Genomic DNA, 20,178 nt, shown 5'->3' on the forward strand with positions numbered 1-20,178 from the left:
TAGAATATTCTGATATTAGTTATTAATGATAATTACTATAATCCAAAAAATTTATCTGTTCAATATATAAAATAGAAGGTATTCATCTAAAAAATAGAACATTTATCAATAATATTGCTATAATAGTTACAAAACACTCATTTTCGGAGGTGCCTATATCGCTATGGAAATTAAACAATTAAGATATTTTATCGAGGTCGCTAAAAGAGAACATATCTCCGAAACAGCACTTGAACTAAACATTGCTCAATCAGCGATAAGCCGTCAAATTACATTATTAGAACAAGAACTTAATGTGTCTTTATTTAAAAAGCAAGGACGCAATATTATACTCACATCTGAAGGGAAATTATTATTTAATGAAGCTCTGCGTATTATTGAACATTTAGATAGCACGATTGAACAATTTCAAAGCCATGGATTAACTAAAAATAAAAGTATCTACATTGGCTATGATGAGAGTGACGTATCCCACATGTTACTACCACTTATCCAAACGTTTCATTTACAAAATGATACACATGTCATACCGAACTTATTAGATCATGACACGATTATAAATAGCGTATTAAATGGGAATATAGACATTGGTTTCACGGAACTTACACCAGAAATACGTAAACACAAACAATTACATATGCTACCTTTATTCGAAGAGCACTATCATTTATATGCGCCTTCAGACGATCCAATCACGATGGCGACACACCCACCATTAATTCAGTTTGAGCATAGTCATATTTATTGCTTGGCACCATTTGCCGAATCTGTAAAAAAGCAATTGCGTAAGATTACTAAATCAGATGTATACACAATCAGTAGCCAACCACTTGCGCAGTATCTCCTTCGTCAAAAAGAAGGTTACATCATTTCATCACAAAATATACATTTACCAGAATCTAAATCATGGATAGATATAAAATTAGATCATACTGAATTAAAAAGAACGATATGTGCTATTACAAAGGAGCCTTATACGAAGAGTGATATTGGTATCTTATTAACACTCATTCAACAATTAATGACTAAAACGTCTACATTCCATTAAGTAATTCGACTCTATCAATGATGATTTTCGTTTTACACTTAACAGTAATATCTTTGAAAATAAAAAATTAAGGGCGTATAATCACCATATTAATTCATTCATAGAATTGGGGTTTTGTTTTTGAAATATAGAAATTTATTTACAAAGCCATTTAATATAATTTTAGGTTTGTTCTGCATCGTATTCATTGGTGCTATTTTATTTACATTCAATAATGAGAACTTTTACAACAAACCAATTGGTCAAATTATAGATGTCAAACACGTTTCATCGACACCTACAAAAGATGCACAAAATAACCGCGATACTAAGTATAAAAATCAATTAAAAGTCAAAATATTAAATGGTCAATTTGCTGGAGAAACGACGACGATTAATCATCAGTACGTCAAATCTCAAGCAGATTCAGAAGCATTTCGCACACACGAAAAAGTATTATTACATATTTCTAACAAGCCGAGTGATGCTTATATTATAGAAAAGAAGCGTGATACCTTAACGGTTATCATCACTGGTTTGTTCTTATTAACTGTATTATTGGTTGGTCGCAAAGTCGGACTGCAATCGATTTTATCGTTAATCTTGAATTCTATTGCCATATTAATCGCAATTTACATTCATATTCAACATAGCAATATTAATTTATTCTTACTCATGACCATTGCCATGATCTGTTCAACAATACTCACTTTATTGCTCGTTACAGGCTGGCATATGCGTACACTCATTACCGTAGCAAGTACAATTATCGGAACTTTTTTGAGTATAGGTTTAACAGAATTAATCATATATATGACAGATGGTAAAGGCATTAAATATGAAACGATGAATTTTTTATCATTACCACCGAAAGATATCTTCCTAGCCTCAGTGTTAATAGGTTCACTTGGCGCTATTATGGATGTTGCAATTACAATTGCTAGTGGTATGCATGAAATTTTACAGCGTACGCCGCACATTTCAATGAGGAGATGGGCGCTTGCTGGGCGAAACATAGGCCAAGATATTATGGGAACAATGACTAACATCTTATTATTCTCATATTTATCCGGTGCACTACCTATGTTTTTAATCTTTTTAAAAAATGCCAATACAGTGACTTATACTATTTCGATGAATTGGTCGTTAGAAATTGCGCGCGCACTAACAGGTGGTATAGGTATCGTACTTACAATTCCTATCACAATATTGTTTATGGAAATATTTGAAACATTAAGGAGGGCGAAACAATGAATGCTGTATTTATATTGGCGTTATTGCTCCTCTTTCTGATGATAATTTTCGGAGGTAAAAAGGGATTCATCTCTTATTTAACCCTATTTTTAAATTTCGCTATTTTAATTATTAGTATTGTATTGATTATTTTTGGCGTACCGATTTATGTCGTCACATTCTTTTTCTGCATTATTATTGGCGCTTGTAATTTATTCGTACTCAATAGTTACAATGTTAAAACACAAGCTGCATTTATCAGCACTATCGTTACAACAATATTGTTGATTACACTCATTTATTTATCGGTCTACTTCGGTCATCTACAAGGCTTTTCAACCGAACAACAAGATGAAACATATGTGTATTCAATGAATATTGGCATTGATATGGTTCAATTTATGGTGTTCACTATTATTCTTGCTGTTATTGCAGCTGTGATAGATTTAACGATTACCATTAGTTCACCCATTTATGAATTACATCAAGTGAATCCAACACTTACGCAATACGAACTATTCCAATCTGGCATGCGTGTTGGTAGAGAAATTTTAGCGACATCTGCGAACACGATTTACCTTGCCTTTTTTGGTGGCCAACTTGCTTTATTTATTTGGTTTTTCAAACTTAAATATTCATTTGGTCATATTATAAACTCGAAAATATTTGCCCAAGAATTTATTTCTATTATTTTAGGCGGTATTGCCGTTGCAATCAGTATTCCGATTACGGCTTGGATTACGGCATTTTTAATAAAAAGACCATCTCGACAGCGCAAAAATGATGAGTCTATCAATTAATCGCAACTAGCAATATAACTTAAGTTAAGCGACCTGTGGATATATGTCAATTGTTCACTAGGTCGCTTTTTACTATAGTAAATTGCCCGGTGGTCTATAACAAAAAGCACCTTTATTCATCATTAATTGTTGTGGTCGACGATGAGTAAAGATGCTTTTAAATTTAATTTATTTTATAGTTAGCGCCATAATATGAACAGGTCTTCCGACGAACATACTATCTCCCATATATTGATATCCTTGTTGGCGATAAAGTGCCATGGCATGTGGATTGTCAGTATTAACCGTTAACACAATCTCATTAATATCCTGAAATGTTGCAGTGATAAATGCCGCCAATTTTTCCATTACCACTTTACCTATTCCTCTATTACGATAACGTTGATCAACACTAAATGACCTGAAAAATACTGCATCTTGGTTATCGCTAAATGGTGCGACCCCTTTTCCACGATGTAATGTAAAAAAGGCCACACATTGCCTGCCATCCATTACAACGATGGGATACCTTTCATTATCAGACATTGCAGCTGTAATATTTTCCTCTGGCGTTTTAACAAACTTCAAATCACTTTCACTTAATTGAAAAGCTTCTAACATCGAATAATCTTGTGGGACATAATGTCGTAACATGATAGTGTCATTATTTGTCATGTTTACCACCATACGTTTCAATCCAAACTTTGACAGCAGGCGCAATCAACGTATCATTATCTTTATCAATCCAGCGTATATCCGTAATTTCATTATTGATAGTTACGTTTTCCCAATCGATTTTGGTTAATGCGCGAAATCCATTTAACTCAGTTAACATATCCTGTTGTGGATATGCAGGACCTACAATTGTCCCGATATATTCAATTTCATCCATTGTTAATGTTAAATTTAGCTCTTCTTTTACTTCTCTTAACAGCGCGTGTACTTGTGATTCCCCTTCTTCTATTTTACCACCTGGGAAATAATACTTTTCGCGATTCCTTACTTGAACAAGCAATATTTTATCAGCTGTTTCTTCAACTAAACAGACACATTTAATCATCTTTGACACCCCAACTTTGTGAAATCAATTTTTCAAATTATACTGTACAATTATGTTATCATATATAAGTAGTTATAGCGCAAAACGTTACCAATTCAGCGCACCCAATTTTTCCATATAAACAGAAGATACTAGGGGGAATTATTGTTATGGCAAAACGTTCCAAATCACAACGTTTATCAAGTTTACTAAATGTCGCAGGTTTCATAGTCGACGGCTACAATGGCTATAAATATCATGCTAAAAATAAAAAATTAGTATATCTTTCATTAGGTTTAAGCACTGTAGGAACCGTGTTAGACTTTTACATTTCAATTAAGTCACCACGTAAGTTCAAAAAAGCAGTGGCAGTTGTTACTTTAATAACAAACGGTGCTAGATTATTTACAAGCATTCGCAAAGTAAAGCATGAATACTAAATCAGAAAAGGATTGGTCGAACATAGAACATGAAGTTCATTCGACCAATCCTTTTTCTTATACAAAAATTCCTATTACAACAATCACGACTTTGATAGCCCCGCCATAAAGTTTAGGATTCAATCCAACTTTTCAGCTTGTGAAATGTAATAGGAATTCATTATATATATTTATATACGTAAGACTTTAGTGAATATATCTATAATTATTTACTTGGTAAGCTGGTACCGTTCTGTAAGTTAAAATACCTGGTGCAGCTGAATAGTTCATTTCTGAAACTAAAATACTACCATCGTTATTTACACGTTCTACAAACATAACATGACCATAGTAACCTACATCTGTTTGAGCGATAGAACCTACAGTAGGTCTATTGTCGATAGTGTAACCATCTGCTGCCGCTGCGTTATCCCAGTTATTTGCATTCCACCAATAAGTACTAATACCTTTACCAATTTCAGCACGACGATTAAATACATGATATGTACATTGACCCCATGTATATAAGTTTTGATGACTGAATACTGGTGTATTGTAACCTCTATTCGTAGTTGTTGCAGATCCTGAGTTTGAAGATGTTGCATTACCAGTTACTTTTAATTTTTGACCCGGATATATAAAGAAATTATTTAAGCCATTTAAGCTCATAATTTTTTGATAAGTTGTACCATATTTTGATGCGATTAATGACAATGAGTCACCTGCTTGTACTGTGTAATACGATCCGCCGCCTGAGTTCGTTGATGGACGGCTACTATTGCTCGCAGCGTTACTTGAGCTAGCAGTACCTGATACTTTTAATTTTTGACCTGGATAAATAAAGAAATTATTTAAACCATTAAGACGCATAATATTTTGGTAAGTTGTACCATATTTCGATGCGATTAATGACAATGAGTCACCTGCTTGTACTGTGTAATATGATCCGCCACCTGAGTTCGTTGATGGACGGCTACTATTACTCGTAGAATTACTTGAGCCAGATACTTTTAGTACTTGGTTTGGGAAAATTAGATTAGATGTTAAATTGTTTAATGACTTTAATTTAGCAATCGAAATCCCATACTTATTTGAAATTGCCCACACTGATTCACCCGGTTTTACTGTGTGAGTTGTAGCCGCATTTGCTTGAGTTGCCGCAACAGCGCTAATCGCGCTTGTCCCAATAATAGCTGCAATTACTTTTTTTTGCACTTTAAAATCCTCCTCTTGCTTAACTTTCCTAACATTCTTTTATCCGAATTTATGAATACTACATCATTATACGATTTTATTATGTATAATAGGTTGATGTTTGATGACATTATGATTACAAAAAAATCATATACTGTATCATCAAATTTTATAATTACCCCTTAAAATTATTACAACTTATTAGATTTTACAATATCTAAATTATTACAATTTCATAATATTTCACTATAAAATGATTACAATCCCTTTCTGTCTTTTGAAACATTTTTATAGGCAAACAAAAACGCCCTACAAACATAAGCATGAACTTTGCTTGTAGGACGCAATATATTTTATTTTGCTAATGACGTTTCTATTGCCTTAATCTCATCTTTAGATAAATTAACAGGTTTCTCTCCATCTTTGACATCTTCCTGCAACGCTTTTTGAGCTTCTTTTGAATGATACAATTCTACGATTTTAGCATATGTTTTATTATCCAAGTCTTTGTCGTTAACTGCAACAATATTAATATATGGCTTTACAGCATCTGAATCTGATTTTTCCAAGAAAATCGGATCATTTTTTGGATCTTTCCCCGCTTTAGTTGCTACACCGTTATTAATAACTGCAATATCGACATCAGATAAAGCACGTGCAGTTTGTTGTGCGTCTACTGCAGTAATTTTTAAATGTTTTGGATTTGACGTTATATCTTTCACTGTACCTGCTAATCCGAAATCTTTTTTCAGTTTTATTAAACCAGCTGCTTCTAATAGTTTAAGTGCACGTGCTTGGTTTGATACATCATTTGGAATGACAACTTTAGCACCATCTTTAACCTTTTTGATATCTTTAATTTTATCCGAATAAATACCCAACGGTGCCAAAACTGTTGTACTTAATGCTGAAATCTTTGTTCCTTTATGCGCCTTTTTATATTGATCTAAAAATGCAAAATGTTGGAATGCATTCATATCAATATCACCATCGTTTAATGCTTTATTCGGTAAATTGTAATCGGAGAAGTGCTTAATCTCCACATCAATATCATCTTTTTTAGCTAATTCTTTAACCTTCTCCCAAGCCTTAGTGTCATTTGATGCGACACCAATTGTTACTTTTTTATCATTGTTACTACCACACGCTGCTAATAATACAATTGCTACGATAACTAACCCAATCAATCTTTTCATTCTATCAATTCCTTTCAAAATCTTCACTATATATCATTAATGTCTACGTATGAATCTAGCTAGGACATTCCCTAGCGTTTGAATCACTTGGACAATAATGACTAATACAATAACGGTAATAATAATGACCGTCGTATCAAATCTTTGATAACCATACACTAAAGCTAAGTCTCCTATACCACCACCGCAAACAGCTCCTGCCATCGCCGTACTTCCAATAAGTCCAATAATCGCAGTGGTAATTGCTAATACTAATGAACCTAACGCTTCAGGAATTAAAAAATATCTAATGATTTGTAGTGGTGAAGCGCCCATCGCTTTCGCCGCTTCAATAATCCCCTCGTCTACTTCCAATAATGAGTTTTCAACAAGTCTTGCAATGTAAGGTGCCACATATACAGTTAAAGGTACGATGGCAGCAGTCGTACCAATTGAAGTACCTACTACTAATTTTGTGAATGGCACAATCGCAATTAACAAAATAATAAATGGTAGTGACCTTAAAATATTGATTAAAGGATTTAAAATTTGATGTATCACTATATTGGGCCATATGCCTTGTTTTCGAGTAATTACCAATAAGACACCTAATGGAATACCAATCACTGCTCCTAAAAATAAAGCAATAGATACCATATATAGCGTTTCGTATAATGCTTGTAATAACTGTGCACTGTCTAAATCAGAACCAAACATATGTTAATGCACCTCCTCAAATTGAATATTTTTCTCTTTGAAATATTGATTTATTACCGTGTCATCAAATTGTTGATCCATATTAAATCGAAGCCACATATAACATACGGTGTTACCTTGTATTTCTGACATAGATGAAAATAAAATTTTAACCTCTCTGCCACAAATTTGAATCAAGTCATTTATAACCGGTTGTGTCACCTGAGTTTCCTCGACGAAGATTTTATAATCTTTAAAATCGCCAACTTGTTCGTCATTCAATCGCTGAATCAATGACGTACTTGGCTCAGTCTGTATAACTGTAGACACAAAATTTTGAGCAATCGTCGTTTTAGGGTGACTAAATACCTCTTTAACAGTTCCTGTTTCAACCACTTGCCCCTTTTCCATTACAGCAACACGATTACAAATATCTTTAATAACGCGCATTTCATGTGTAATCATCATAATTGTAATGCCAAAGGTTTGATTGACATTCTTTAATAACGTCAATATCGAAGCAGTCGTTGCTGGATCCAATGCGCTTGTTGCTTCATCGCATAGGAGTATTTTCGGATTAGTAACAAGCGCTCTTGCAATAGCCACCCTTTGCTTCTGCCCACCAGATAATTCATCAGGAAATTGGTCTTTTTTATCACTTAATCCTACAAATTCAAGCATTTCCGTTACTCGTTGCTTAATTTCTGTTTTGCTTTTCTTACTTAAAATGAGCGGCATAGCTACATTTTTAAATACCGTAGCTGAATTTAGTAAATTAAAATGCTGAAATATCATACCGATATCTTTCTTAATATCCCTCATCATTTTATCGCTATAATTCGTAATATCATGTCCATCTACAATCACTTGTCCATTCGAGGCAGCTTCAAGATGATTCACGAGTCTTACCAACGTACTTTTTCCTGCACCACTATATCCAATCACACCAAAAATATCATTGCGATTGACCGTAAATGATACGTCCTTCAAAGCATCTATTGTTTGCTTTTTCTTATGAAATGATTTACTAACTTGTCGAAACTCAATCATCATCGCCCCTCCTACAAATTCTTATTAATCCACTAGGAATAAGAGCATTATATGTAAAATTGCATATATCGTCAACACAATTTGCCGAATTTTCTAAAAAATTAAAAAATAAGCAATTCATGTGACAATGACGAATTGTGAGACTACTATGACATTTATCGAATTAAATGAATAAAAATGACCACCAATCCTCCACAACGCAATCACGAATGATTAACATCGCACTAAAAAAGCACTAGCATATTCAAGAACAAAAAATGTTGAACTCAAAATATATGCCAGTGCTGCTATTATTTATAACGTATCTAGTGCTTGTTTTAAATCATCTACTAAATCTTCAGTATCTTCAATACCTACAGAAATTCTTACAAGTCCGTCCGTAATACCTTCTTTAGCTCGAATATCTGCTGGAATAGATGCATGTGTCATCAGTGCAGGTACTGAAATTAAACTTTCCACTGCACCTAAACTTTCAGCCAATGTGTAATACGATGTTGCTTTAATCAATTGTTTGGCACTTTCTGTATCTTTCACTTCAAATGCAATCACACCTGTATGTCCATCCGCTTGAGCCATATGGACATCATGATTTAAATGACTTTCAATACTTGGATGGAACACTTGTTGCACAGCTGGATGTGCTTGTAACATTTTAATAATTTCAATAACACTGCGATTAATTTGTTCCATACGTAAACCTAATGTTTTAATACCCCTCACAAGTAAATAGCTATCTTGAGGTCCTAAAATGCCACCTGTTGAATTTGAAATAAATGCTAAACGTTCTGCAAGCTTGTCATCCGATGTTGCAACTAAACCAGCAACGACATCACTATGTCCACCTAAATATTTCGTTGCAGAATGTAAGACAATATCGATGCCTAAATCTAATGGATTCTGATAATAAGGTGTCATAAATGTGTTATCAACGACTGAAATCAAACCGTGTTCTTTCGCAATTTCAGCAGACTTTTTAATGTCGGTAACACGTAATAATGGATTAGAAGGTGTTTCAATAAACAACATCTTTGTTGTTGGGCGTATCGCTTGTACAATTGAATCTGTATGCGTTGTATCTACAAAATCCACTTCAATGCCAAATCGTGTAAATACTTTTGTCAATGCGCGATAAGTACCGCCGTATACATCTGAATTTAAAATGATATGATCACCTTTGTCCAACAGCATAACAACTGCACTGATTGCTGCAACACCTGAACTAAATGCAAAGCCATGTTTGCCATTTTCTAATGCCGCAATAACGCTTTCTACAGAACTTCTTGTTGGATTCGCAGTACGAGAATACTCATATCCTTGACGTAAATCACCAATATCATCTTGTAAATATGTACTTGTTTGATAAATTGGTGTTGTAACTGCACCTGTATAGTCGTCCGTTGTGTGTCCACCGTGAATTAATTTCGTTTTCTTATTCATAATCATTCTCCTCATAATTAAATATTTGCTTAGACATATATCGATCGCTACCATCTGGAAATACGACAACAATCGTACCTTCAGATAATTGCGCTTTTAAATTCAATGCACCTTGTAATGCTGCACCTGAAGAACTGCCTACCAGTAATCCTTCATGCTTTGCCAAACTTTTGACATTTCGAAAGGCATCTTGATCTTTAATCGTAAATATCCCATCTACAAGACGTCTCTCTAAAAATATCGGCCATTTCTCAGAGCCGATACCTTCAGTGTCATGTGCATGAGCTGGCCCTCCATTTAACACGGACCCTTCTGGCTCAACGGCATAACATTGCACGTGATGTTGCTTTAAATAACGTGCGGTACCTGTATATGTACCGCCAGAGCCAATACCAGCCACAAAATAATCAATTTGCTGTAATGCTGAAGTCAATTCAGGTCCCAATGTATGAAAATATGTATCCGGATTATGTTCGGATTCAAATTGATTCATATAAACGGCACCATATTTTTCAGCATAGGAACGCGCAGCTAATTGTGCCCCATGCATACCTTCAGACTGACTCGTTCTTGAAACATCTGCACCAAGCGCTATCATAATATTAATCTTTTCTTCTGAAAAACCATACGGCGCAAAGATTTTACATTTCAAATGATGTCTATTTGCTGCAATAGCTAACCCTATGCCTGTATTGCCAGCAGTCGCTTCAACAATAGTTTGACCTGCACGCACACGCCCTTCTTGAATTGCCATCTCTACTAAATATTTCCCGAGTCTGTCTTTAACACTGCCTCCGGGATTCCATTGTTCAAGCTTGGCATAAATTTTAACTTTATCATCACTATAATGTTCTAACAGTACTAATGGTGTATTACCAATTAAATCATAAGTAATCATAGATGCACCCTCATCTGACATGCCGATCAAATGAATGAAACCTTTCTTCATGTCTCAATTTCAATTCTTACTTTTCAGATAAGAATTATAAACGACATTTTGTTATTTTGCAATTATCTAAGTTTCGATTAATTCAGAACCAGTACAAAATTTTCAATTCCAAACAAAAAACACCTGAGCAACACAAATACTTGTGCGTCAGATGCTTCTATATATTAACTAAATAATTGCACGATAAAGACTAAAATAATAACGACAGGCATCGCATACTTAATTAAGTAATACCAACCACTGAATAATCTAAATCGATCTTTACCAAAATATTGTTGTAATAATTTTTTATCTAATAATTGTCCTACGACAAGCGTAGTACCTAATGCGCCTAATGGCATCAATACATTCGAAACGATGAAATCCATATTATCAAAAATCGTTCCCGCACCGAATCTTACATCTTTTAAGATACCAAAAGATAAGGTTGCTGGAATACTAATGATAAATACTAAAATACTACCGATCACTGCGACTTTTTTACGTTTTGTATTGTCATTCTTCGTGAAGTTAGAAACATTTAATTCTAATAAAGAAATAGATGACGTTAAAGCCGCAAATAAGAACAGCACTAAGAATCCCAAATAGAATAATGTTCCTAGATGCATTTGACTAAAGACCATTGGCAGTACTTTAAATAATAATCCAGGCCCTTCTTGTGGTTCATAGCCAAAACTATGTAACGCCGGAAATATAGCTAGGCCTGCCAATACAGATACAAAGATATTCATAACAACGATAGAAATAGCTGATGACTTAATCGTCATGTCTTTAGAGGCATAACTCGCATAAGTAATCATACCTGTAGTTCCTAATGATAACGTAAAGAATGATTGACCTAGCGCAAACAAGATTCCATCAGCAGTAATCTCTGATACTCTTGGTTGTAAAATAAATTTCACACCTTCTAAGGCACCATCTAATGTTAAAGACTTAATCACAATGATGATTAAAAAGACAAACAGCAACGGCATCATAACTTTCGATGCCTTTTCTAATCCTTTTTCAACACCTAACATGACAATAATCATCGTAGCGAATATGAATATACCTTGCCCTAGAACGGTTAACCAAGGATTTGATATTACCGCTTCAAAATTCATTTCTTGGAGATGATTGATGCGTTGAAATATAACTAATTGCCATAATACTTGTCCGATGTAAATGACAATCCAACCACCGATAACACTATAGAAGCCAAATAAAATAAACACTGCCAAATTACCGTTCCAGCCAATGATATTGAGCCATTTCTTACCAGTTAATTTACTATATATTTGTGTTGTATACGTCCGTCCCATTTTCCCAACAGTGAATTCCATAATGAGTAATGGTAACCCAACAAAAATGGTGAATATTAAGAACATAGCTAGAAAGGCACCGCCGCCATAGATCCCTGCCATATATGGGAATTTCCACATGGCACCAAGACCGATTGCAGAACCCGCACTAGCTAAAATAAATCCAGTTGATGACTTCCATTGTGATTGTTGTCTTTTCATCATTCACATCTCCTTTAAAGCGTTAAAGCGTCTACGTGTTTAAGTAACACTCTAACATGTATGTAAATAACATGCAATACACCTGCATCAAAATTGTTTCATTAATACGGTAGCGCCTGGGTTTATCATAATATAGTAAATCCCTTGTAATGTGTTGTCATTACGCTACATTAAAATTTCTGGTTCAACGCTGTATACGTGCGCCAACATCTCGCCACATACAACACCATCTATATCCCCAACATCTCGCCACATAACTCAGGTACAATGCCCATAAAATTCCCACGACATCACAATACAAATCAACTTCTGGTATAACTCCATAATATTTCCACGACATCACACTAAAAATTAACTTTAGCTAAGTTCCCTATACTATCACGCCAAAAAAACACTCAAATGACAAATATAATAACATCGTCACTCAAGTGTTAATTTTTAAAATCTTCAATTATGTTAAAGCATTGAAAAAGCGAATAACATTTTCTTCTAAAATATCTCTGCCCTCTCCATGCGTCATTAAATGATGAGAATCCTTCAGACCATTTAATTCTTTGTCTACTGATCCTAAATGTTCATAAATAAAGTGTGCACTTGTTTCATAGGATGGCGCATCTTTACCACCAAATAATATATTAGCTGGAATTTTAATAACATTTAAATTTGTCATGATATCATCAATAAAATGCTGAAACTTCGTAATTTCACCTTCATAATCATCAATTGCTGCTAATTGCGCACTCGATGCTTGCTGATCTAAATTTAAAATATTCGACATGCGTTGACTATAATAAACTAAATGTTCTATTAAACCATCGTCACTCTTTTCCTTTGGTGCTGACATGACAGCGATACGTTTCAACGGATAGTGTTGCGCCAATTTCAATGTCATTAATCCACCTAAAGACACACCCGTTGCACTGATAGATTCATAACCTTCATTGACTAAAAATTGGTAAGCTTTCTCAACTTCTTCCCACCAATCATCTACATTATATGTCATGAAATCTTTCAACAATAAACCATGACCTGGATAATTCGGTGCATAACAACTAAATCCTTGATCATTTAACTCAGCTGCAAGATGCTTCACATCCCGATTTGTACCTGTAAATGAATGTAATAATAATATCGCATGTCCATTTGTGCCTTTTAAATAAGATGGACTCGGTGTTTTAATTCTCATTTTTCTATATACCTCCACTATGTCTAAAGATGTTTGCTAAACGCGTTGTCGTCGATGATTAATAAAGTATGGGTATACCATTAAGAATAACGCTACCCAAATGATTGCTAGTGACGTGCCGCCAATGACATCTGAAAAGTAATGCGCATGAAAATAAAGGCGACAAAATAATATGCTAAGCCATAATATTCCCATAACTAGCGCACTCAACACTTTTGTTATTGTCTTAGAAGCAACTGAAATAATAATGATCATTAAGGCGAAATATAATAATGTGCTGGCGTTAGAATGTCCACTCGGAAATGAAAAGCCTGTATCAACGGCTAAATGATTATATGGTCTTGGACGTAAAACAGTATCTTTAATTAATTTGTTCATGATGACACCTGAAACCAAATATGTCACAAACCAAACCGCTAAGTGCCTCTGTTTAATAAACAGTATGATTGTGACGATAATGGAAATCAACACGACACCTTTGACATCTCCAATTTCCGCACTAAACGTCATATAGTAATTAAATAAATTGTTAACATACTGACGTTGTGGCTCACCGAAATAATCTGTAAACCATGTTAATGATCCCATATCTATATTTTTAAGCCATTCTTGGTTTGTCACTACACTGTAAAACATACCTATAAATACAATCAGCGCGATTAAAAATAAAGGCACTGTCATTTTCGGTGATGTTAATTTTTTATCTATCATCTTACAATCTCCTCGTATCATCATTTTCATTTTACAAATGTTATCCATAATATCAATGTGCCACAAATTTCACTTTACCGACAATATCAAAATTATAAAGTTCATATTGTTATGTATATTGCAAATAAAACATTGTATTATTGAAATAACAATATTTTGCTATTTTCAATTTAGTACGATCTATATTTATTATACAGAGGGGGTAGGGCGTATCAATAGAGTAATTTTTGTCTATATAGCGTTAATCATTACATTAGTTAGATTCTTTACCCCTATACATCCATCGTTTTCAAATTTGATTTACTGGATATTTGTATTATATTTTATTCCTATTATACTATGCGTTATCGGTTTCAAGGCCGAAAAACTTATTGCAACAATGGTCATTATACCTAATTTTTTAGGTATACTTTATCGATTATATGCATACGTCACACATATACTCTTTATGTAAAAGGATAGTGGGCAGTCTCGCAACAAATATGCTTGCGTTGACTTGTCACCATTCTCAAATTTTATGACATACGCCTTTCACGGGCTATATTCAGAGCCACACATTCTTCCAGGTGATAAACACATCATATAATAGAAAAACAGCACACCCAAATATATGGCGTTGCGCTGTTTAACCAAGCATACTTCTATAGCTTTAATAAGCCAGCAGAAGCATACCTAACCTTCTTAAATATGCTTTTCCAAATTATCCTCAAGTTTGAATACGATAATACGTTCACCTGTAACTGTACTTAAATCACTATGGAAGCTCATCACTTTGATACCTGTAATTTTAAAAATGATATCATTCAAATCTTGCTCACCGGATTCAACTAATTCAGAACGTGTTCGTTTAATATTTAATAATCCTTCATTCGTACTACACACACGATATTCTGCTGGCGTTAAAATACCTTGTAAACTAATAATCACCATATCTCTTAAAATGTCTGATTTAACCGACAAGGAACCTCTGCCAAGGAAATCTTTTTCCCATTGCGTAATGGCTTTACTGATTTCAGCTTCGATTTCACCTTTCGTTCTTTTCATATCACTAACTCCAATAATATTAAAATTGATTACTTCATCTTTGTATCGTTATCACGACATCAACTATTACATTAAGTTTATCATTTTTAGTATATTTTAAGAAGCTAGAACATTGTAGATATGATGATATATTAGTTACTTAGCATCGCAACATTTCATCGTTAAATCCAACTTTTAAAACGCCCTTCCTCATTAACGCTCATTAAACGCAGCCAATGATTAGACACTTTCCTAGCGAAATGCTCATTATTCGCGAGTAGTCTAGCTACAACATAGTCGGGTGCCTGAACAACGACAAGCAAACGAATTGGCGAATGATACATCGTTCGATCAGCAGCCATAACAGATTGCCATGATAAGCCATACATCAGATCACTCGCATTACCTTGCATGACACCAACACCTGACGTGACGGTTTGTGTCGCTTTATTCCCACTTCCGTAAAAATGCGGGGCAACTGTCGACGCATAATATTGTAAATTAATCCATTGTGCCACAAGTGCCGGACCAGAAATGATGGTATTTAACAATGTGCCATCTTTATCTTTACGCCAATCATAATTGTGTAAAAATGTCCGCCCTTCTAAATCAATCCCTTTTGTTAATTGGCGTCGTCCAATTATAAATGATGCATTTTTAGCCAAGCCCCATTCTGGACGTACTTCACTCCAATCACTTGCAAACCGCTGCGCTTCTTCCACTGGATGATTCACACGACCAATCGTTGGCAGTTTGTCCAAACGTTCGCAATTCGCGTGTTCAGAAATCATCGGCATGGCGTCATTCAATGATTCATATGCATCTAAAGCAATAGAAGATAATGTATCTGGCACATATACCCATGCCAACGTATCAGTAGACGTATGATGTTCTGCTGCCGCAAAAACAGTTGTCTCTGGAATATACACGCCTGCTTGTTTTAATCCTTGTCTGACATTTGGACGATTACATATCATCGCTAATAACTTAGCATTAAAACCGCTTGATGCACCACCACAAGCCCCACATTCAAGTGATGCATGATGTGGATTATTGTGAGAATGACTAGCATGACCTGCTAACACAACGAACGGCGCAAATGCTTCGGTTAAATCCATCAATTTCAACGCTTGTAACGCGAAATCAATTTGCTCTTGCTCAGTAAATCCAACAGGTAAGTCTGATGTTCTGTCAAACTCACGATCAATCGTTAACTTTGTTTCAGGCTTCTTCAACCATTTTTGTTTTATTTTCTGTAAAGACGCGCGACTTTTTCTAGGCATAATCGTATTGACAATGGTACTCAAGCTTAAAAATGGTCCACTTAATTCAGGCAATAACAGACTAGGCATGACATTATTTTTCATCAATTTAAATGTGTAAAACATCGATGACATTGTCTGTTGCTGTTGTCGATAAACATTCATATCGTAACGGTCTGCAAACTCTTTAATGCGATATGCTGGCGGTACCATGACAGGTAATGAATCATGTTTGAATTGTTCGTCGACGGCTTCTTTTTGAATAGGTAATCCAAAGAAACCTGCAATACCAATCGTTTCAAATGGACCTGCTGCTTCGATATGTCTACGAAATGGTTCTGAACGAACATCTATACAAAATGCAATTTGCGCTTTCGTTGATGTGCCCACCTGATTTAGCTCGCTATTATTTTCATCAACTGCTTGTGTATCATTTAACGATACTGAATGTGACTGATTAGCGTTGTCATTTTCAGTAACATTTACTTGGTTTATATCTAATACGCCCGCCACACTCTCATGACCTGCTTTAATTTTTTGTTTTAACTGAGATTCGTATGTCATTTCCCAGGCAATCAACCATAAATTTTTAAATACATTTTTATTCATAGTTGCTGCAAAATGAATAAACGTTTGAATTTCATTGACGTCATGTTGTAGTAATACATCGCTAGGCATATCACTGTAGTAACACCATGATGCAACAGTTTGCTTAAACCAATTTTCCGATCTACTTTCACAATCTTTAGTGACTGACTTAAACTCATCACCAACTAGCAATTGTTCGACAACTAACCGAATGGCCAAATAATCCGTTAACAAATGTTGTTCAAAGTGATGCTGTTGTGAACGGTAATACAACATACCTGCCCAACCCGGTAACGCCAAAAGATGTCCTTCAAAGTAAGCTTGGTAGTCTTCCTGCGCTATTGAAAAATGATTTAATACTGACTCTATCGTCATTTTAGGATCATTGGGTAAGCCTTTAATCACTTGGCGCTGTGCTTTAGTAAAACTATGATCATGTTGCGCTAAATGCAACCATGCATGGTAAAAACTTTGCTCACGCTTCGGCATTGTCCAACTCGATAGAAATTGATCGATATAAAGTTTCGTCCATTTAATCATTTGACGATTCACTTGTTCACTAAGTGGCTCACCTTGTTCATCTACTAATGCATCACTCATCGGACGTACATCATAGTGGTGATATGATTCAGCCATATCACGTTTTGATTTTTCTAATAGTAGATCAGCAACAACATCAACATTTGAATGATTCATGTATGATGCAGGTACGTCTTTTAATGTTTTAATGTTATCAATATAAAGATTGATGTAGTGTTGCGGGATATTATAGTGATGTTCAAGTAGCATATCAGTAACAAGTTGATTAAAGACACTTTCGTCTAATTCACCACGTGCCACAGCACTTTCTATTAATGCTTTATTCGGAAAAATATCCACATCGCGAACGTCACGTAACCATTTTGCGACATCTTCAAACGTATCCGCTTCTAATCCTTCCCATGGATTTCGTGCTGCAAAAATCGAAATCGGTGATAATGGTGTAATAACACGTTTCGCATTTTCAATGACTGAATTGATATTTAACTGTGTTGTCATACCTCTCACCTCCTATAAATACTTCTTCAAATAATTCGGATGACTTTCTATCGCTTTCGAGCGTGCTTCACCTAGATTAACTAACCACACGTACAATACCGCAAAAGTCTTAGAGTATCGATGACGCGCTACCCAGATACTTAATAAACTACCAAATATTAATATGACAACACTAATGATGACACTAATTGTAGGCGGCGTTGTCGCATGTGTTGTTATATTTTGTAATACATCGTAAAAATAATTATGTGTGATGATGTAGATAAATGTCACAATTGAAATCAAAATCATGCCAACCAGACGTGCCATACGCCCTTTACTAAAGGCTACCATTTGATTCCAAGATACAAGTAATGACCATGCTAGAATGAGTGCACTTAACACTTCATATGCACTTCTGTCACTACTCATCCAAAACAGAAATGCCACGATAATAGCTAATACACGTCCCATGACAATCCAGCCATAAGCGTCTTTAGCAGATGCTTGTTTTGGAATATTGGATCGCTTCACGATAGAACCTGATTGTAAAAATAATGTTGCTTTAAAAATACCGTGCAATATTAAATGTATAATCGCTGCTGAATATACACCCAATGCGCATTGAACTAACATAAAGCCCATTTGACTCATCGTAGAGCCCACTAATTGGCGTTTATAGTCAACTTGAACCAAACTTATGCCTGATCCTAACAATACTGAAATACTAGAAAGGATAAGTAATAATGATAACGCAAATCCATTATCAAATATCGGCGCAAAACGAGTTAGAATAACACCACCTGCATTCACAATTCCTGCATGCATAATTGCCGATACTGGCGTTGGTGCAGTTACAGATTCAATCAACCATCGATGAAATGGAAATTGTGCTGCCGGTATCATGACTGCTAATACAAGTAGTACATTCGTCAACAATGACCTTGTCGGATGCGCTATATGTTGTGGTACCCGCCACTCGCCAGTTGCAATATAAATAGATACAATTGCTCCAACGAATGCAAGCCAACCACATAAAAATGTCATGCTTGATAATTTCGCAGACTCACGTGGCACTTTCCAAAAACGATTAACGTTCATCAGCAATGTTAAACATAATAATGTCATACCCCAGCAGAGTGCCATCAGTCTTAAGTCTTCAGACATCCATGCTAAAGATGCAAACGACGTAATCGCAGTGAACAATGGAAAGTAATGTCTATAATGATGATCACCTAGTAAATATCGCATTGAAAACTTTTGAATAATAAAGCCAAGCGCCATTACAAAGCCAGCTAATAACCAAGATAAACGATCTATTTTAAATGGGCCTAAGACATGTTGACCGTGAATACCGAAAAAGCCAATTACTGCAAATAATACTGGCATGACTAGTATGTATAAATGTAATTTAATATATCTCATTGGCATAACTGGTGCTAAAAACAACAAGCCACTTATCAATGCAATGATAAGCGCAATAACAAACAGTGAAAATAGCAATTGAAAACTTAACACTGCATAACCTCCTTATTTCTAATCTCTCGCATAATGCTTATGTATAAAAATAAAAACCTACAATAGTAGATTCTGTACATAATGGCAGAAAATTTACTATTGCAGGTTTCAGTTTAACTAGACACTGCACCATGGTATGTTGATATACCTTGTTACACTGTTCTCTTTAAGCGTGCTCCCATGCACATATGTATATAAAATGTTACTTCTGTCTGTTCAATTCATCTTCATAAATATGCTTTGCCTAGACGAGACCTAACGTGTTATTCGTTTTAAACTTATAACATAAAATATAATTAAATTTCTGCTTCATGTCAAATTCATGACCTTAACCCCACTAAGCCAATGATTGTAAAGATTTTGTAAATGCACC

At 34.9% G+C, this 20,178-nt stretch carries 20 protein-coding genes; 5 read left to right on the top strand and 15 right to left on the bottom strand.

Going from position 1 to position 20,178, the window contains the following annotated elements:
- The first annotated feature begins 163 nt into the window (after positions 1–163).
- The 3 genes from gltC to IDG45_RS09890 all read left to right on the top strand — a co-directional run bounded on the left by gltC (position 164) and on the right by IDG45_RS09890 (position 3,060).
- Positions 164–1,048 carry a glutamate biosynthesis transcriptional regulator GltC gene (gene gltC, locus IDG45_RS09880; protein WP_031927437.1) on the top strand — a complete coding sequence of 295 codons (885 nt, stop codon included), beginning with the start codon at positions 164–166 and terminating at the stop codon, positions 1,046–1,048.
- 114 nt (positions 1,049–1,162) lie between these two features.
- Entirely contained in the window at positions 1,163–2,281 is a 1,119-nt protein-coding gene (locus tag IDG45_RS09885) for a YibE/F family protein (protein ID WP_072357655.1), read from the top strand.
- The gene (locus tag IDG45_RS09890; protein WP_000994678.1) at positions 2,278–3,060 is read left to right on the top strand and encodes a YibE/F family protein; all 783 of its coding nucleotides are present in this window, start codon (positions 2,278–2,280) and stop codon (positions 3,058–3,060) included. Before IDG45_RS09885 ends, IDG45_RS09890 begins: the two co-directional genes overlap by 4 nt.
- Positions 3,061–3,228: 168 nt before the next feature.
- Here the strand turns inward: IDG45_RS09890 and IDG45_RS09895 are convergent, their stop codons facing one another.
- A complete protein-coding gene (locus IDG45_RS09895) occupies positions 3,229–3,714 on the bottom strand; it encodes a GNAT family N-acetyltransferase (protein ID WP_000183666.1) in 486 nt (161 codons plus the stop codon).
- Positions 3,704–4,099, bottom strand: a complete 396-nt coding sequence (locus IDG45_RS09900; protein WP_000588523.1) for an NUDIX hydrolase — start codon at positions 4,097–4,099, stop codon at positions 3,704–3,706. Before IDG45_RS09900 ends, IDG45_RS09895 begins: the two co-directional genes overlap by 11 nt.
- Before the next feature lie 149 nt (positions 4,100–4,248).
- On the opposite strand from IDG45_RS09900, the gene IDG45_RS09905 reads away from it, so the two are divergent.
- Entirely contained in the window at positions 4,249–4,518 is a 270-nt protein-coding gene (locus IDG45_RS09905; RefSeq protein ID WP_001129473.1) for a hypothetical protein, read from the top strand.
- Between the two features lie 186 nt (positions 4,519–4,704).
- Here IDG45_RS09905 and aaa read toward each other — a convergent pair whose 3' ends face one another.
- From aaa to IDG45_RS09955, 10 genes are all read right to left on the bottom strand, one after another.
- Entirely contained in the window at positions 4,705–5,712 is a 1,008-nt protein-coding gene (gene aaa / locus IDG45_RS09910) for an autolysin/adhesin Aaa (RefSeq protein WP_001170267.1), read from the bottom strand.
- A 332-nt stretch (positions 5,713–6,044) separates the two neighbouring features.
- Positions 6,045–6,887, bottom strand: coding sequence for a dipeptide ABC transporter glycylmethionine-binding lipoprotein (gene gmpC / locus IDG45_RS09915; RefSeq protein ID WP_031927438.1), 843 nt, complete (start codon positions 6,885–6,887; stop codon positions 6,045–6,047).
- A 36-nt stretch (positions 6,888–6,923) separates the two neighbouring features.
- The gene (locus IDG45_RS09920; protein ID WP_111063895.1) at positions 6,924–7,583 is read right to left on the bottom strand and encodes a methionine ABC transporter permease; all 660 of its coding nucleotides are present in this window, start codon (positions 7,581–7,583) and stop codon (positions 6,924–6,926) included.
- Positions 7,584–7,586: 3 nt separating this feature from the next.
- A complete protein-coding gene (locus IDG45_RS09925; RefSeq protein ID WP_000569268.1) occupies positions 7,587–8,612 on the bottom strand; it encodes a methionine ABC transporter ATP-binding protein in 1,026 nt (341 codons plus the stop codon).
- 294 nt (positions 8,613–8,906) lie between these two features.
- Complete coding sequence (locus IDG45_RS09930; RefSeq protein WP_001036646.1) at positions 8,907–10,049, bottom strand: bifunctional cystathionine gamma-lyase/homocysteine desulfhydrase; 1,143 nt, start codon at positions 10,047–10,049, stop codon at positions 8,907–8,909.
- The gene (locus IDG45_RS09935) at positions 10,042–10,947 is read right to left on the bottom strand and encodes a PLP-dependent cysteine synthase family protein (RefSeq protein WP_000634112.1); all 906 of its coding nucleotides are present in this window, start codon (positions 10,945–10,947) and stop codon (positions 10,042–10,044) included. Before IDG45_RS09935 ends, IDG45_RS09930 begins: the two co-directional genes overlap by 8 nt.
- A gap of 215 nt (positions 10,948–11,162) precedes the next feature.
- A complete protein-coding gene (locus tag IDG45_RS09940) occupies positions 11,163–12,500 on the bottom strand; it encodes a sodium-dependent transporter (protein WP_000828722.1) in 1,338 nt (445 codons plus the stop codon).
- 165 nt (positions 12,501–12,665) lie between these two features.
- Positions 12,666–12,755, bottom strand: coding sequence for a hypothetical protein (locus IDG45_RS09945; RefSeq protein ID WP_031785503.1), 90 nt, complete (start codon positions 12,753–12,755; stop codon positions 12,666–12,668).
- A gap of 196 nt (positions 12,756–12,951) precedes the next feature.
- Complete coding sequence (gene fphI, locus IDG45_RS09950; RefSeq protein ID WP_001220809.1) at positions 12,952–13,686, bottom strand: fluorophosphonate-binding serine hydrolase FphI; 735 nt, start codon at positions 13,684–13,686, stop codon at positions 12,952–12,954.
- Positions 13,687–13,722: 36 nt separating this feature from the next.
- A complete protein-coding gene (locus IDG45_RS09955; RefSeq protein ID WP_000565824.1) occupies positions 13,723–14,397 on the bottom strand; it encodes a phosphatase PAP2 family protein in 675 nt (224 codons plus the stop codon).
- Positions 14,398–14,434: 37 nt separating this feature from the next.
- Here IDG45_RS09955 and IDG45_RS09960 point away from each other — a divergent pair, with 37 nt between their 5' ends.
- On the top strand, positions 14,435–14,851 hold the full coding sequence (locus IDG45_RS09960) for a hypothetical protein (protein WP_001793744.1): 417 nt from the start codon (positions 14,435–14,437) through the stop codon (positions 14,849–14,851).
- A gap of 227 nt (positions 14,852–15,078) precedes the next feature.
- On the opposite strand, the gene IDG45_RS09965 is transcribed toward IDG45_RS09960, so the two are convergent.
- The 3 genes from IDG45_RS09965 to IDG45_RS09975 form a co-directional block, all read right to left on the bottom strand.
- Positions 15,079–15,441, bottom strand: coding sequence for a Na-translocating system protein MpsC family protein (locus IDG45_RS09965; RefSeq protein WP_000831495.1), 363 nt, complete (start codon positions 15,439–15,441; stop codon positions 15,079–15,081).
- Positions 15,442–15,602: 161 nt separating this feature from the next.
- Positions 15,603–18,308: a DUF2309 domain-containing protein gene (locus tag IDG45_RS09970; protein ID WP_000211556.1), complete on the bottom strand. Its 2,706-nt coding sequence runs from the start codon at positions 18,306–18,308 to the stop codon at positions 15,603–15,605.
- A 12-nt stretch (positions 18,309–18,320) separates the two neighbouring features.
- The gene (locus tag IDG45_RS09975) at positions 18,321–19,805 is read right to left on the bottom strand and encodes an NADH dehydrogenase subunit 5 (RefSeq protein ID WP_111063897.1); all 1,485 of its coding nucleotides are present in this window, start codon (positions 19,803–19,805) and stop codon (positions 18,321–18,323) included.
- Positions 19,806–20,178 lie beyond the last annotated feature (373 nt).

Source organism: Staphylococcus sp. EG-SA-10, from assembly GCF_017151945.1.
Lineage (GTDB): Bacteria > Bacillota > Bacilli > Staphylococcales > Staphylococcaceae > Staphylococcus > Staphylococcus aureus.